This is a genomic window from Brevundimonas sp. TSRC1-1 (assembly GCF_049898245.1).
In the GTDB taxonomy this organism is placed as follows: domain Bacteria; phylum Pseudomonadota; class Alphaproteobacteria; order Caulobacterales; family Caulobacteraceae; genus Brevundimonas; species Brevundimonas mediterranea_A.
On the sequence record NZ_JAFCXI010000004.1, the window covers coordinates 391,756 to 405,567 of the forward strand.

Genomic DNA, 13,812 nt, shown 5'->3' on the forward strand with positions numbered 1-13,812 from the left:
GGTGCGTTGTCGCCCTGCCGCCCCACCCCGTCGCTGTGCGACGCCCCTCCCCCGCGGGGGAGGGAGATTTATGGGTCAGCGCGCGCGGATCGCCGCCAGGGCCGCGTCCATCGTGCCGTCGATGATCGTCATCCGTTCGGCCTGGTCGCCCAGGGCGGCGATGACGGGCGCGGGCTCGGGTTCGAAGCCGAGGACGGCGGAGACGAAGGCGCCGAACTTGGACGGGTGGGCGGTGGACAGGGCGACGACCGGGCCGGTCGAGCGATCGACGCGGCGGGCGGCGGCCAGCGCAACAGCCGTATGCGGGCAGACGACGCGGCCCCAGGTCTCGTGGGCGTGGGCGATCTCGGCGCGGGTTTCCATCTCATCGACCGAGACGGCCGAGACGGCGGCGCGCAGGGCGGCCAGCAGATCCGGATCGAAGGCGACGGCGCCGTCGCGGGCGAAGGTTTCGAACACCGCGCGGGTGCGGTCGCCGTCGCGGCCGGTGGCCTCATAGACCAGGCGTTCGAAGTTGGACGGGGCCTGGACGTCCATGGAGACGCTGCCGCTTTCCACCGCAGGACGGCGTGAATAGAGGCCGTCGTTGATGGCGCGGGCCAGGGCGTCGTTCTGGTTCACCGCCGCGACGAAGCCGTTGCACGGCAGGCCCATCTTGGTGGCGGCGATGCCGGCGAAGGCGTCGCCGAAATTACCGGTGGGGACGACGAAGGTGGCCGGGCCGCCCAGCTGGGCCGTGGCCGAGACATAATAGGGGATCTGGCCGGCCAGCCGGGCCCAGTTGATCGAATTGACCGAGGACAGACGGCCGCGTTCGCGCAGGGACTCCTCGGCCAGCAGGCCCTTCACCAGGCGCTGGCAGTCGTCGAAGTCGCCACGCACGGCCAGGTTCAGCACATTGTCGGCCTGAACCGTCGTCATCTGCTTGCGCTGCACCGGCGAGACGCGATCCAGCGGATGGAGCACGACCAGATCGACCGACTGGGCGCCGGCGAAGGCGCGGACGGCGGCGGCGCCGGTGTCGCCCGAGGTGGCGGTGAGGATGGTCAGACGCTCGCCGGAAGCCGCCAGGGCCTCGTCCGTCAGGGCGGCAACCAGTTGCATCGCCAGGTCCTTGAAGGCGGCGGTGGGGCCGTGGAACAGCTCCAGCACGAACAGGCCGGGCTCCAGCTCGACCAGGGGGGTGACGGCCGGGTGGGCGAAGCCGGCGGCCAGGCGGTCAAGGGCGCGGTCGAGCGCGCCGGCGGGCAGGGCGTCGCCGATGAAGGGTGCGACGGCGGCCAGGGCGATGGACTTGTAATCGGCGGTCGCGTCCCAGGCCGAGGGTGACAACGTCGGCCAGGCGGTCGGCATATAGAGGCCGCCGTCGGGGGCGATGCCGCGCAGCAGGGCGTCGGCGAAGTCGGTCTCGGGGGCCTGACCGCGGGTGGAGACGTAACGGGCGCTGGAGGTGCTCATGATAGTCTGGTCGTAACCAGCCGGGGCGGCGGCGTCACCCGGTTTCTGGTCGTTCGGGGGAGGAAATTGTCGGGTGGGCGGCGGAGATGCGCCCGTGCGACAAATTCATGCCGCCTGGGCGCTCGGGCGCGCTCCTGCGACCATCGTCCCCGCTGGCGCCTGAGCGCCGGACGGTCCATGTCTGGGGGATGAGACGACGCGATCTTCTGATCCGGCTGGGCCTGGTCGCCGGCGCCGTGGGCGGGGCCTGGTGGCTGCGCGACCATGTGCTGTGGAAGGCGCCGGGCGTCGGGTTTCCGGCGGACGGCGCGTCGGGCTGGCTGGATTACGCCGCACGCCGCGCCGTCACCCCGACGGTCGCCGTGACGGTGAACGGAACCCCGGTGCGGGCCCTGGTCGATTCCGGGGCCCAGTATTCGGTGATCGACCGGTCGCTGGTGCAGACCCTGGGGCTGACCGATGTCTTCAATATTCCGATGGTGGCCTACGGCGTCGGGGGCGAGCCGCAGATGGGACGGGGCGCGGCCCTGGATGTCGAGGTCGGGCGGCTGAGGCTGGACGGGTTGCGGGCGGCGATACTGGACCTGGGGCCGCTGGCGGGCGATCAGGGGCTGGGGGCTCCGCTGATCCTGGGGCAGGACGTGCTGCGCGAACTGGTGCTGGAGCTGGACACCGGGCGACGGCGGATGCGGTTCCTGAAGCACGAGGTCTGGACGCCGACCCCGGACATGGCCGCCGTCGCTGTGAGCCGTGCGGGCAAGGCGCTGCAGGCGGGGATCACGGTCGAGGGGGCGACGGTGGAGGCGGTGATCGACACCGGCGCCTCGGCCGTGTTGGCCGTGACGCGCGAGACGGCCCAGGCGGCGGGCCTGCTGGACGGGCGAGAACGGCGGCCGGGGCAGAGCCTGGTGCTGGGCGGAGTGGTGCGGGCCGAGGCGGTGACGGTCCGTACGCTGACGTTCGCCGACGAGCTGTACCGCAATGCGGAGGTGGCCATCTATGACGACGTGCCCGTGCCGGGCTTTCCCAAGGCCCTGATCGGCATGGGGGCGTTCGAGGATCGGCGGCTGGCGCTGGACCTGGGCGGGCCGCGCCTGTTCATGTCGCGGCCCCTGGAGATCACGGTGGGAGATTAGACGGCCTCTCCCTCCCCCTGCGGGGGAGGGGCGTCGCGCCAGCGACGGGGTGGGGGCGGCAGGGCGCGGGCGCACCTGTTTTTGCAAGCTGTGATGCGTCGCCCGGCCCTTCCCACCCGGCGTCGGCTCCGCCTCCGCCCCCCTCCCCCGCAGGGGGAGGGAGAGGGAGAATGCGTCAGCCGTTGAGCATCTCGAACACCGCTGCGTAGCCGTTGACCTCGGCGAAGCGCAGGGGCTTGACCCGTTCGACCAGGATCTCGCCGCGCGGGGTGTCTCCGCGCTCGATCAGGCCGATCACCTCAGCCGTATAGTCGGCCAGGGGCATGGAGGCGGGGTTCTCGGCGTGGCCCGGCATCAGGTCGGTGGCGACGGCGGGCGGGGCCAGCTCCAGCACCTCGATCGCCGTGTCCCGCAGCTGATGGCGCAGGGACTCGGTCCAGGAGTGGATGGCCGCCTTTGTGGCGTTGTAGGTCGGGGTCGCCGCCAGGGGGATGAAGGCCAGGCCGGAGGTGACGGTCATGATCGTTGCGGCGGGCTGGGCCTGGAGGTGGGGCAACAGGGCGGCGGTCAGTAGGATCGGACCCAGCAGATTGGTGGCGATGGTCGCCTCGACCGTGGCGAAGTCGAAGGGGCGGGCCTTCAGGTCCTCGACCTTCATGATCCCGGCGTTCAGGATGACCGCGTTCAGGGTCGGGTGATCCCTGACCACCTGTTCGCCGAAGGCGGCGACGGCGGCGGGATCGGCGACGTCCAGGGCGGCCCAGGCCATGCCGGGATTGGCGGCGGCGACGTCCTTCAGCACGTCTTCGCGACGGCCGGTGATGATGATCTGATTGCCGCGGGCGTGCAGGGCCTCGGCCAGGGCGCGGCCGATGCCGGTGCCGCCGCCGGTGATCAGGATGGTGTTTCCGCTGATGTTCATGGGGCTCTCCTCAGGGGTGCGTCAGTGCGGAAACTCAGTTATGACGGTCACTCTCCATTGGAAAGTAGGCACTGAAAACCGCCATACTTACCGCGAAGGAAGAAATGGATATGACGGCTGTTCCGCCCGCAAGAATTTTACACCCCGAGACCGGCGAGGTCGCCGATCCGCGCGTCGAGGCCCTGGTCAACGAGGTGATCGGCCGGGTCGCCGACAAGTGGACCATGCTGATCCTGGAGGTCCTGGCCGAACACGGCGAGACCCGGTTCACGCGCGTGGGCGAACTGGTCGGCGGCATCAGCCAGAAGATGCTGACCCAGACCCTGCGTCAGATGGAGCGCGACGGCCTGGTGGTGCGCACGGTCCATCCGGTCATCCCGCCCAAGGTCGAATACCGGCTGACCGACCTGGGCTTCACCCTGGCCGAGGCGTTTTGCGGGGTGTGGACGTGGGCGGAGAAGAATATCGACCGGATCGAGACGGCGCGGGCGGCGTTCGACGCGCGAAAGGGGTAGGGGCCGATGCAGAGCGGGCGACGCAAGGTCCGAGAGGGAGCTGTCCACCCCCACCTGCTCAAAGCTCTGAACTTGACGCTCTCATGATCTTTTCGAACTGAAAAGCGTCCCCGTCTCCGGGAAGATCGTCTTGCGCCTCAGGATTGTTAGGGTCGGAGTGATATTTGTTGAAAAACTCGATGATCCTGAAGCCGCACTTGTTGACGTAGAAGTGGATGTTCCGCTTCTCGAAATACGGCGTGTGCGTCTGCCAGGCGATCGTCTCGGGAAAACGGTCCTCGATGGCGCGCCAGGCCTTGAGGCCGAGCCCCCGACCCTCCTCGCCGACCTTCAGGAAGAAGAGGTCGAGAGAGTTGCGGTGGGTCACGGGGTCGATTGTGACGACGGCGCCGCCGACCTTCCGGCCATCGCACAATATGCGCAGCGCCACCGCGCCAGGGGATTTGACGGCGCCGTCCAACACCTCGTCCGAGGGGATCGGCCCGTCTGGAAGGTCGCCGAACTCATCGACGACCGCCACTGCGAACGCGTCCTGCAACTCTTTCTTGAAGATCGCGAACTCGGCGGGATCGGCTTCGGCGAGGGTGACTGTTTCGCTGGTCATTCGGAGGCCTTACACCGCAATCGCATGCAAATTGAGTCTGCCAAGGGCCGGTTTATGCAACAGGGGCCCGCCATAGAACCAGACCCTCGCGACCGCTGAGGAGAAAGCGGCCGGGTGATTTCGCGCCTTAGCCCTGCACCTTCTCGGTGATGAAATGCCGGCCCTGTCTGTCTTCGATCTCGACCACCCAGAGGTCGGGGTCGTAGCCGCGCTGGCGGGCGATATAGGCGTCCAGTTCGGCTTCGCTGTCGCTGGTCACCGGCTGGATCCACAGGGGTTCGCCGTCGTTTCCGAAGGCCTCGGTGTAGAGTTTGGCGGTGCGGGTCGAGGTGTCGTAGGCCTTGACGATGACCGAGCCGGCGCGGTCGTCGCCCTTCTTGACCACGGTGGCGTAGGCGCCCTCGAGCTCGGCGCGGCGGATCAGGGCGCTGACCCACAGGTCGCTGGATAGAAGCAATTCGCTAACCCTGTACGGAAACCAGACCCAAAGGCGGGACGTGCCAGGGTGAGGGGATGAGAATAGGCTCTTCCACCCGGCGAACCCAAGCCCTGATCGCCGCCGCCCTGATCGCCGCCCCGGTGGCGGCGGGTCCGGGCATGGCGGGCGCGGCTCCGACGGATCGATACTATGAGCGCAGCTTCGTCCTGGCCGCCAACGCCCGCTGCGGTCTGTTCCAGCCGCAACTGACCGCCGCCCTGACCGCCGCCGCCTGGCAGGCGCGGGGCGCGGCGCTGCGGGCGGGGGGCAATGACCGAGACCTGGCCGAGACGGCGGCGCGGGCCCGGGCGCGGGCGGCGGCGACCCGGTGCGACTCCGCCGATCTGAAGACGGTCAGCGGCCGGGTGCGCGACGCCTTCTCCGGCTGGTCGCGGATGGCGCGGATGAATTTTCCCGGCGAACGGGCGGGCTGGAGCGCTGATCGCGCCGCCTACGCCCGGCCCACCTGGCGGCTGATGCAGGCGACGCGAACGGGCGCCTCGCCGGTGCGGTTCGGCATGGTCGGCGGGACGGGCCGGTCGGACCAGCTGGCGGCCGTGGTGTCCTGGCAGGGCCGGTCACGGCCGACCGGGGTGCGGATCGTCATGCGCGACGCGACCGTGGCGCCGCGGCCCTGGCTGGCGCGCGAACTGCCGCCCCAGACCCAGCGGCGCGCCGTCTGGGCCTCGGGCGTCTCGGCGGCGGACGCCGGTCTGCTGGTCGAGGGGCGAGAGGCGGGCCAGATGTGGGTCTTCCCGACCTCGGCGGCCGACGCCCTGTCGGCCCTGGATCCGCGCGAGATCTTCACCGTCGAATTCCTGTTCCGCGACGGCAGCGTGGCCCGCTCGACCTTCGAAACCGGCGACTTCGCCGCCGGCCGCGCCTTCCTGTCGATGGGGCAGACCTAGACGGTCAGGGCGCGACGAGGTCTTCGACCGGCGCCTCGCCCCGCGCCTCGCCCCGCGTCTCAACCGGTTCGATGGGGATGACCGGCAGACGCACCATCACGGCCGTGCCTTCGCCCAGGGTGCTGTCGATGCTCATCCGGCCGCCGTGCAGCTCGGTCAGGGACCGGACCAGCGACAGGCCCAGGCCGGTGCCCTGGGCCTTCTGGTCGGCGCCCCCGGCCTGTTCGAACGGACGGCCGACCCGTCGCAGATCCTCCGGCGCGATGCCGACGCCGGTGTCCGACACCACCAGCTCCAGATAGGGGCCGACCCCGTCCAGGGTCAGGGTGACCGACCCCCCGGTCGGGGTGAATTTGACCGCATTCGACAACAGGTTCAGCGCCATCTGCTTCAGGGCGCGGGCGTCCGCCTGGACCGTCAGGGGAATGGACGGCAGGACCGGCGCCAGATCGACCCCTTTGTCGTCGGCCTGGACGCGGACCAGGGCGACGGCGGCCGACACGGGGTCGCGCGCGTCCAGGGACTCCAGGGCCAGTTCGTAGCGTTCGGCCTCGATCTTCGACAGGTCCAGCACGTCGTTGATCAGGTCCAGCAGATGGCCGCCCGCCTGATGGATCGAGTCGGCGTAGCCGGCGTAGCGGTCGGGCAGGGGGCCGAACAGGCGCTGACGCATGATGTCGGCGAAACCGATCACGGCGTTCAGCGGGGTGCGCAGCTCGTGGCTCATATTGGCCAGGAAGCGGGTCTTGCCGGCACTCTGGGCCTCGGCCTCGGCGCGGGCGCTCTCCAGGCCCAGTTCACGGGCGAACTGGGCGGTGCCGTCGAAGGCCTGGGCGATCAGGCGCGGCGGGTCGCCTCCGGAATCGCCGCCGGAATCCTGGCCGTGGTCGAACCGCCGCAGGATCATGACGACGCGCCGGTCCAGGGCCAGGCGCGGGCTGAACAGGATCTCGGCCGTCTGGCCGGCGGCGGCCCGCTGAAGCGCGGCGGCGACGGCGGGGCGGTCGGGGGCGTGGACGGCGGCGATCAGGCCCTGGTTCACCAGGGCGTCGATGGAGACCGACGGCGGCGGCGCGCCCCAGGCGGCGACGGCGCGGCCGGCCGGATCGAGCAGCAGGGTCAGGCCGGGCTGGGCGTTCAGCACCGCCTCGACCCGGCGGCTGTTCGCCTCGGCGAGGGTCAGGCGTTTGCGGCGTTCGTTCCAGGTCAGGCCGATGGCCGAGGCGGTGGCCGCCACGGCCAGCAGGCCGGAGACGGCGGCCAGGACCGGCGGCTGGGCCTCGGCGCCGTTCAGCAGCGACGAGATCAGGCCCGAAACCAGCGGCAGCACCAGGGCGGCGATCCCCAGCCGGGTCAGACGGTCGTCGCCGATCCGCGGGTGGTCCAGCACGATGCCCGCGGCCAGGGGCATGACCAGCAGGCCGGGAACCGCCCCGGTCGCCCCGCCGGTCAGGCCGGCCGCCGCCACCGACGCCAGCAGCCAGCTTCCCATCAGGACGAATCTCAGGCCGATGGAATCGCGCACCATCAGCATCACCCCGCCGATGCCGGGCAGGGCCGTCAGCAGCAGGGCGGCCAGCACATTGTCCGGCAGTCCGCCGAGGCTCTGGGCCGCAAAGGCGGTCACGCTGGCCGCCACCGCCCAGCAGGCGTGCCACAGGGCCAACAGCGATGACGGGACCGCTGTCGCCGAACGCGCGGCGTTCGTCGTGGAGGGGGTCTGCCGTGACTGTGGCGGGTGGACGTACAAGCGTTCTGGCCGTTGTTGCTCGTCTGGAGCCTAAACCGGCCGCCGAGTCGGTGCGAGGCCGCTCCCGTTCCAGGCGATATCCGAACCCGCGTTCACCATGAATATCGGGGGACAAAACAGCCGGTTGTCGTTAACGGCCGCGCGGCCTATCTGGCGGCCATGACCCAGCGCACGCCCCCGACCGACAGTCTTGACCAGACCCTGGCCGAACTGGCCGAGGATTTCGACCTGCTGGGCGACTGGGAGCAGCGGATCGAATATGTGATCGAACTGGGCAAGGGCCTGGCCCCGCTGGACCCGGCCGACTGTATCGAGGCCAACCAGGTGCCCGGATGCGCCGCCCGGGTCTGGCTGGCGACCCAGGTCGAGGGCGACCGCCTGTGGTTCGCCGCCGACAGCGACAGCGCCCTGTCCAAGGGCAATATCGCCCTGCTGCTGAAACTCTATTCCGGCCGCACCCCGGCCGAGATCCTGGCCTTCGACGCCAAGGCCGCCCTGGACCGTCTGGGCCTGCCCTCGGCCCTGACGCGCCAGCGCGCCAACGGCCTGAACAGCATGGTCGGCCGGATCCGAGAGGCGGCCCAGATCGCGAACGGGGCGGCGGGGTGAGGCCGCGCGGATTTATTTCGCCCCACGCCTCGTTCTCGACTCCTTTCCTAAGGTAAAGCTTGATCGAGAGCGTCCAGGAATGTCGGGCCGGAACCAGAATGCGCGTGATTTCAGAACACTACCGGTCGGCCGCCCCGCCGCCTCAAGCCGGCTGAGGACCGCGTCATGTTCGACCTGTGGCGTTCCGGTTTCATCCGACGTCCCCTGGCCGATGTCGTGGATCGCCCGCCTCGCCCGGACGAGATCGTCTGGCTGCCGGATGTCGGCCCCTACGCCTATCTGGCCGATCCGTTTGCGATCCAGCGGGACGGCGGGCTGACCGTCTTCGTCGAGGCGTTCGACTATCACCTCCGTCGCGGCCGGATCCGCTTCTATCGGTACGACGCCGATGACCGTCTGGTGGACCAGGGCCTGGCCCTGTCGGAGCCCTGGCACCTGTCCTATCCGACCCTGATCCAGGACGGAGACGCCCTCTATATGCTGCCTGAGGGCTACAAGAGCGGCGGCCTGATCCTGTATCGCTGCGTCCGGTTTCCCGATCAGTGGCAGGCCGTCGCGCGCCTGGGTGAGGCGGCGGCCATCGACCCGACCGTGGTTCGCCACGACGGCCGGTGGTGGCTGTTCTACGCCTTGGCCGGGCCGGAAGACCGGGCGATGCGTGAACTCCATGTAGCCTGGGCCGAGACCCCGACCGGTCCCTGGACGCCCCATCCCGGCAATCCGGTGATGCGCGGCCTGGACGTCTCGCGTCCGGGCGGCACGGCCTTCGTGCAGGACGGCGCCGTCCATCTGCCGGTTCAGGATTGCGCCGCCGCCTATGGCGTGGCGATCAATCTGCTGCGGATCGACGCCCTGTCGCCCCGGACGTTCGCGGCCTCGACGGTGCGGCGGTTCGAGCCGGGCGATCTGTCGCCGGGCTTCTCCGACGGGCTGCACACCCTGTCCGGCCTGGGCGGCGTCACCTGTATCGACGTCAAGGCCGAGCGCCGGTCCGCCGTCGAGCCCTGGCTGAAGGCCAGTTTCAAGCTGCGGCGTCTGTTGGGCGTGAACGGCCCGCGCGGGCGGCGCGCCACGGGGGCCGTCGCCTACCCCGAGATGTTCACGGCGTCCCCTGGTCGGAAGGAAGACTGAGGCCATGCGTATCGCCGTCATCCTGCCGCGAGGCTGCGACTTCTGCCCTGAGAAGGGCAATTCGATGGAAACCGTGGTCCGCACCCTGTCGGGCTACAGCCGGCTTCAGGCGGCCGTGACCCTGATCTGCGACGCGGGCGGCCCGACGCCGGCGGGTACGCACACCCTGACCGTTCCGGCGGGCCTGGGGCGCAAGGCGCGCAATGCCGCGGTGGGGCGGATTCTGACGACCCTGAACCCGGCCGTCGTCGAATACCACCAGCAGCTCAAGGCGGCGTCCGAAATGACCCGCAGCCTGCCCCAGGCGACCCATGTCCTGTACCGCCACACGCGGATCCGACCCGCGCACAATCCGATCGACGCCTGGCGCTACGGCCGTCGGCTGGCCCGTTTCGACCGTCTGGTCTTCGTCAGCGAGGCCGCGGGTCAGGAGTTCGCGGCCGACTATCCCCGCCTGGCGGACCGGGTGGCGGTCGTGTCCAATCCCATCGACGTCGAGGCCTGGCGGGCCGATCCCGAGACGCGCGAGAAACTGATCCTGTTCTGCGGCCGCGCCCTGCCGGAAAAGGGGCTGGACCTGTTCTGCCAGGCTCTGGCCGAGACGCTGGACCGTCATCCCGACTGGCGCGGCGCCCTGATGCTGGGCGAATGGGACCGGAACAGCGACTGGGCCGAGCCCCATGTGCGGCTGCTGGACCGGTTCGGCGATCGGGTCGAGATCCACAAGTCGGCGTCGCTGGTCCAGGTGCAGGCCGTGACGCGCCGCGCCGCCATCGCCGCCACGCCGTCGCGCGTCCGCGAGGCCATGGGGCTGACCGCGCTCGAGGCGCACGCGGCCGGGGCGGCCCTGATTTCGTCGGGACGCGGCGGCCTGCGTGAGGCCAGCGGCGACCATGCGGTCTATGTCGGGGTCGAGGACGCCCGGTCCCTGGCCGACGCCATGAACCGGCTGATCGAGGACCCGCAGGCGCGTCTGGCCCTGGCGCGCGGCGGCCAGGCCTTCGTCGAACAGGTCCATTCTCCGGCCGCCCGTGCGGCGGAACTGGACGCCCTGCGCGAGACCCTGGCGGACCGGTCCGGCGCCGGCCAGCACCGGAAGCGGCGGTTCTGGCCGTCGGCGCTGCCCGGATTGGGCGTGTCGCGCAGGGGCCGCTCCTTCCCCTGACGCCGGATCAGGCGCGGCGGATCAGACTGTCGTAGACGTGGGTCACCGCGTCGAACCCCACCCGCGTCGGCCGATCGCCCAGGGGGGCGGGGGCGAAGGCGGGGGCGGTCAGGCCCGCCGCCACCGGGTCGTCGATCTTGTCGGTGTTCCAGCCCAGCAACAGCCGCCCGCCGGGACGCAAGACCGCCGCCAGGGCCGCCAGGGCCTGCTGCTGCTGCTCGGGGCTGTCCACCCCATAGCCCAGCACTCCGTTGCAGACGACGGCGTCGAACGTCAGGTCGCCGAACAGGGCGTCGGCCTCGCAGACGTCGCCGGTGCGGTGGCGGCCCTGGCGGCCCCAGCGTTCGGCGGACGGGTCGATGTCGGTGGTCCAGACCTCGCCGCCGTTCGCCTCCAGCGCCGCATAGTCGTCCAGCGTATATTCGCGACACCCGACCCACAGGATGCGTCCGCCGTCGGCGGCCAGGGCGGGCACATAGCTTTCGGCCATCACACGCCGATCCGGCAGGCCGCGAATCCGCCGCGCCTTGGCGGAGCGCGCCCCGAACCAGCCTCTGATTCGTGCTCCCAGTCCCATTCGCGCCTCCCCTGAACCGTATCCTACCGCTGTTAGCGGCCGCGCCCCGGTCTGCCAATGGCTGGCCCGAGCACGCCATTAGCGTAGAACGCGCCCGATCAGCCCCGACCCGCACGGTCGGGGTTTCGTGCTCACTGATCGGGGGCGTCCCTGCCGGAATGGCTGGATCAGCGGCGCCGGAATGGTGACGGGCCGCGCCTAGTGAATACCGACGGAAACTTGCCTGCTCGGACGTAGGCCTCGGCTTCGGCCAGTGACGGAAATCGCTTCTCTACCGACCCGCGGTAGATCACGACGTATTGGCCAGCGATGGCCTTGATGGTTCGGGTGCTCATGGCGTCCTCATGCGGTTGAGGTCGAAAGCCTTCAACGCACGCCCATCTTTCACAACGCACCGGAGATCAGATGGGCCGCCCCACCCTCTCCAACGAGAGCGGGAGGCGGAAAGCCTATAGCGCGATCCGCAGCGAGGCGCGCAGGCTGCGGGGGGCGCCGGGGAAGATCCAAAGGGCGCTGTAGGAGCTGGCGGCGTAGCGTTCGTCGAACAGGTTGTCGACCTCGACCCGCGCCGTGACCTGGGGCGTCAGGCCATATTCTACCGCCGCCTTGGCCTTCCAGTAGGCGGGCAGCCGCACCCCGTCGGTGGTCAGGGTCGCGGCCCGGTCGCCGACATAGGCGGCGCCGGCCGTCATCGACCAGTCCGTGCCGTGGGTCGTGGCGAAACGACCGACCACGAACAGCGAGCCCGAATGTTCCGGCACGTTCAGCACATTGTCGGTGGCGAAGGCCTTGTCGTCGGCCTTGGCGTCGGTCCAGGCGTAGTTGGCGACCACCTGCCACGCCTCGCCGATCCGCACCGACCCGTCCAGCTCGATCCCGCGCGAGGTCAGCTTGCCGACCGGCGCCAGATAGTTGGCGTCCACCGGGTCGCTGGTCAGGATATTGGTCTTCTCGATGTCGAAGACGGTGGCGGCGAGGTCGATTCCCTCCCAGGCGCCCGACAGGCCGATCTCGTAGCCCTTGCCCTCTTCCGGGGCGAAGCCGGCGCCGGTCCGGCCCGTGCCCGAGTTCAGCACGAAGGACCGGCCATAGCTGGCGTGGGCCGTAAGATTGTCGGTCAGGCGATAGCGGGCGGCGAAGCGATAATCGACCGGGCTGTCCTTGGTCTCGCCCACGGCGCCGGTGCGGTTGTTGCGGATGGTCTGGCTGTAGTCGTCCCAGCGCAGGCCCGCGACCAGGCTGAGGCGGTCGTTCACCTCCCACAGGTCCTGGGCGTACAGGGTGACGACCTCGCGCGTTTCCAGATTGTCGGTGAAGGGCAGGGGCGTGGGGCTGGCGACCGCGCCATAGACCGGGTTGAACAGGTCGATCGGATAGGGGTTGGCCGCCGTCGGATTGATCCGCAGCCACTTCTCGCCATAGGTCAGCTGATAGGCCTTCACGCCGAAGCCCAGAGTGTGCACGCCCAGGCCGGTCGCCACCACGCCGTTCAACTCCAGCCGGGCCGACAGGTCCTCGACGGTGAAGTCGCGACCCCGGCGCTGGCGCCACAGCGTCTCGCCGACCAGGCGCGAATGGTCGCTGGACAGGCCGCGCAGCGAACCGCCGCGCCAGGCCACGCCGCCGTTCAGGCTCCAGCCGTCGCTGATCTGGTATTCGCCCGTGATCTGGTGCCGTTCGTTGCGGAACCGCGTCGGGCCGTCGCTGGGCTCGCCGTAGTAGTTCGACTCCGGCAGGGCCAGGGCGTCGCCGTTGACCGCCGGCATGCCTCGGTCGAACAGGGTCGAGAAGACGGTGAACTCGCCCACATAGGTCAGGCGCAGGGCGTCATGGGGCCGCCAGGTCAGGGACGGGGCGACCGAGGTGCGATCCATCCCGACATGGTCGCGCCAGCCGCTGCTGGTCTCGCCCGCCAGCACCAGCCGCCCGGCCAGGCTGTCCGAGATCGGGCCGGTCACGTCCAGTTCGCCGCGCCTGAGGCCGAAGGAGCCGACCGTGCCGGTGAAGACCGCATCGGGGGTGAAGCGCGGGGTCTTTGAGACGATATTGATCCGGCCCGCCGGGTCGATGTCGCCAAACAGGGCGCCGGCCGGCCCCTTCAGCACCTCGATCCGCTCTGCCGTGGCCGGGTCGCGCGGCGGCGCCATGCCCCGGTTGGCCAGGAAGCCATCGACATAATATTCGGCCCCGCCGTCGGGCGTGCCCAGGAAGCCGCGGACGGCGAAATTGTCCATCACCCCGCCGCGGTTGTTCTGCTGGCTGACGCCGCTGACCAGCTCCAGGGCGTCGGACAGGCGTGTGGCGCCGACGGCGTGCAGCAGGTCCGTCTCGATCGAGCGGCTGGACGGCGACATCCGCTCGGTCACGGCGCCGACGCCCAGGGTCCGGTCGTGCGGAGCCGTGCGACGACCCAGAACCACGATCTCGCCCACCGTCGTGGCTTCTGCGGGTTCCGGCGCCGCTTCCAGAACAGGGACGGCTTCGGCGTTGGCGGCGGCCAGAAGGCACAGGCTGGCGCAGCTCGAAAGCAGGGACACGTGATACTCCGTTGAAACGTTA

13 protein-coding genes are annotated in these 13,812 nt (G+C 70.1%); 6 read left to right on the forward strand and 7 right to left on the reverse strand.

The genetic code is table 11. From position 1 onward, the window contains the following. Window positions 1–75: 75 nt before the first annotated feature. Window positions 76–1,458, reverse strand: a complete 1,383-nt coding sequence (gene thrC / locus ACP7CK_RS15415; protein WP_426026579.1) for a threonine synthase — start codon at window positions 1,456–1,458, stop codon at window positions 76–78. Window positions 1,459–1,646: 188 nt separating this feature from the next. On the opposite strand from thrC, the gene ACP7CK_RS15420 reads away from it, so the two are divergent. Beyond that, entirely contained in the window at window positions 1,647–2,594 is a 948-nt protein-coding gene (locus ACP7CK_RS15420) for an aspartyl protease family protein (protein WP_426026580.1), read from the forward strand. A 175-nt stretch (window positions 2,595–2,769) separates the two neighbouring features. Here the strand turns inward: ACP7CK_RS15420 and ACP7CK_RS15425 are convergent, their stop codons facing one another. Then, window positions 2,770–3,516: an SDR family oxidoreductase gene (locus ACP7CK_RS15425; protein WP_426026581.1), complete on the reverse strand. Its 747-nt coding sequence runs from the start codon at window positions 3,514–3,516 to the stop codon at window positions 2,770–2,772. A 110-nt stretch (window positions 3,517–3,626) separates the two neighbouring features. Here ACP7CK_RS15425 and ACP7CK_RS15430 point away from each other — a divergent pair, with 110 nt between their 5' ends. Continuing rightward, window positions 3,627–4,031: a winged helix-turn-helix transcriptional regulator gene (locus ACP7CK_RS15430; protein ID WP_426026582.1), complete on the forward strand. Its 405-nt coding sequence runs from the start codon at window positions 3,627–3,629 to the stop codon at window positions 4,029–4,031. A 58-nt stretch (window positions 4,032–4,089) separates the two neighbouring features. Here ACP7CK_RS15430 and ACP7CK_RS15435 read toward each other — a convergent pair whose 3' ends face one another. Beyond that, window positions 4,090–4,635 carry a GNAT family N-acetyltransferase gene (locus ACP7CK_RS15435; protein WP_426026583.1) on the reverse strand — a complete coding sequence of 182 codons (546 nt, stop codon included), beginning with the start codon at window positions 4,633–4,635 and terminating at the stop codon, window positions 4,090–4,092. Between the two features lie 127 nt (window positions 4,636–4,762). Beyond that, the gene (locus tag ACP7CK_RS15440) at window positions 4,763–5,092 is read right to left on the reverse strand and encodes a DUF1491 family protein (RefSeq protein WP_426026584.1); all 330 of its coding nucleotides are present in this window, start codon (window positions 5,090–5,092) and stop codon (window positions 4,763–4,765) included. Between the two features lie 56 nt (window positions 5,093–5,148). Here ACP7CK_RS15440 and ACP7CK_RS15445 point away from each other — a divergent pair, with 56 nt between their 5' ends. Then, the gene (locus ACP7CK_RS15445; RefSeq protein WP_426026585.1) at window positions 5,149–6,021 is read left to right on the forward strand and encodes a hypothetical protein; all 873 of its coding nucleotides are present in this window, start codon (window positions 5,149–5,151) and stop codon (window positions 6,019–6,021) included. Between the two features lie 4 nt (window positions 6,022–6,025). Here ACP7CK_RS15445 and ACP7CK_RS15450 read toward each other — a convergent pair whose 3' ends face one another. Then, entirely contained in the window at window positions 6,026–7,687 is a 1,662-nt protein-coding gene (locus tag ACP7CK_RS15450; protein ID WP_426026586.1) for a sensor histidine kinase, read from the reverse strand. 243 nt (window positions 7,688–7,930) lie between these two features. Between ACP7CK_RS15450 and ACP7CK_RS15455 the strand changes: the two genes are divergently transcribed. The 3 genes from ACP7CK_RS15455 to ACP7CK_RS15465 all read left to right on the forward strand — a co-directional run bounded on the left by ACP7CK_RS15455 (window position 7,931) and on the right by ACP7CK_RS15465 (window position 10,676). Next, complete coding sequence (locus ACP7CK_RS15455; RefSeq protein ID WP_008259705.1) at window positions 7,931–8,380, forward strand: SufE family protein; 450 nt, start codon at window positions 7,931–7,933, stop codon at window positions 8,378–8,380. 165 nt (window positions 8,381–8,545) lie between these two features. Further along, complete coding sequence (locus ACP7CK_RS15460; RefSeq protein WP_426026587.1) at window positions 8,546–9,511, forward strand: glucosamine inositolphosphorylceramide transferase family protein; 966 nt, start codon at window positions 8,546–8,548, stop codon at window positions 9,509–9,511. 4 nt (window positions 9,512–9,515) lie between these two features. Beyond that, complete coding sequence (locus ACP7CK_RS15465) at window positions 9,516–10,676, forward strand: glycosyltransferase family 4 protein (RefSeq protein WP_426026588.1); 1,161 nt, start codon at window positions 9,516–9,518, stop codon at window positions 10,674–10,676. Window positions 10,677–10,683: 7 nt separating this feature from the next. Here the strand turns inward: ACP7CK_RS15465 and ACP7CK_RS15470 are convergent, their stop codons facing one another. Beyond that, window positions 10,684–11,253, reverse strand: coding sequence for a methyltransferase domain-containing protein (locus ACP7CK_RS15470; protein ID WP_426026589.1), 570 nt, complete (start codon window positions 11,251–11,253; stop codon window positions 10,684–10,686). A gap of 449 nt (window positions 11,254–11,702) precedes the next feature. Further along, window positions 11,703–13,790: a TonB-dependent siderophore receptor gene (locus ACP7CK_RS15475; RefSeq protein ID WP_426026590.1), complete on the reverse strand. Its 2,088-nt coding sequence runs from the start codon at window positions 13,788–13,790 to the stop codon at window positions 11,703–11,705. Window positions 13,791–13,812: the final 22 nt, after the last annotated feature.

Excerpts from the sequence above, each read along its gene's own strand:
- ACP7CK_RS15420 (WP_426026580.1), top strand. The coding sequence starts at position 1,647 with ATGAGACGACGCGATCTTCTGATCCGGCTGGGCCTGGTCGCCGGCGCC.
- thrC (WP_426026579.1), bottom strand. The coding sequence starts at position 1,458 with ATGAGCACCTCCAGCGCCCGTTACGTCTCCACCCGCGGTCAGGCCCCC.
- ACP7CK_RS15430 (WP_426026582.1), top strand. The coding sequence starts at position 3,627 with ATGACGGCTGTTCCGCCCGCAAGAATTTTACACCCCGAGACCGGCGAG.
- ACP7CK_RS15445 (WP_426026585.1), top strand. The coding sequence starts at position 5,149 with ATGAGAATAGGCTCTTCCACCCGGCGAACCCAAGCCCTGATCGCCGCC.
- ACP7CK_RS15465 (WP_426026588.1), top strand. The coding sequence starts at position 9,516 with ATGCGTATCGCCGTCATCCTGCCGCGAGGCTGCGACTTCTGCCCTGAG.
- ACP7CK_RS15425 (WP_426026581.1), bottom strand. The coding sequence starts at position 3,516 with ATGAACATCAGCGGAAACACCATCCTGATCACCGGCGGCGGCACCGGC.
- ACP7CK_RS15435 (WP_426026583.1), bottom strand. The coding sequence starts at position 4,635 with ATGACCAGCGAAACAGTCACCCTCGCCGAAGCCGATCCCGCCGAGTTC.
- ACP7CK_RS15460 (WP_426026587.1), top strand. The coding sequence starts at position 8,546 with ATGTTCGACCTGTGGCGTTCCGGTTTCATCCGACGTCCCCTGGCCGAT.
- ACP7CK_RS15455 (WP_008259705.1), top strand. The coding sequence starts at position 7,931 with ATGACCCAGCGCACGCCCCCGACCGACAGTCTTGACCAGACCCTGGCC.
- ACP7CK_RS15470 (WP_426026589.1), bottom strand. The coding sequence starts at position 11,253 with ATGGGACTGGGAGCACGAATCAGAGGCTGGTTCGGGGCGCGCTCCGCC.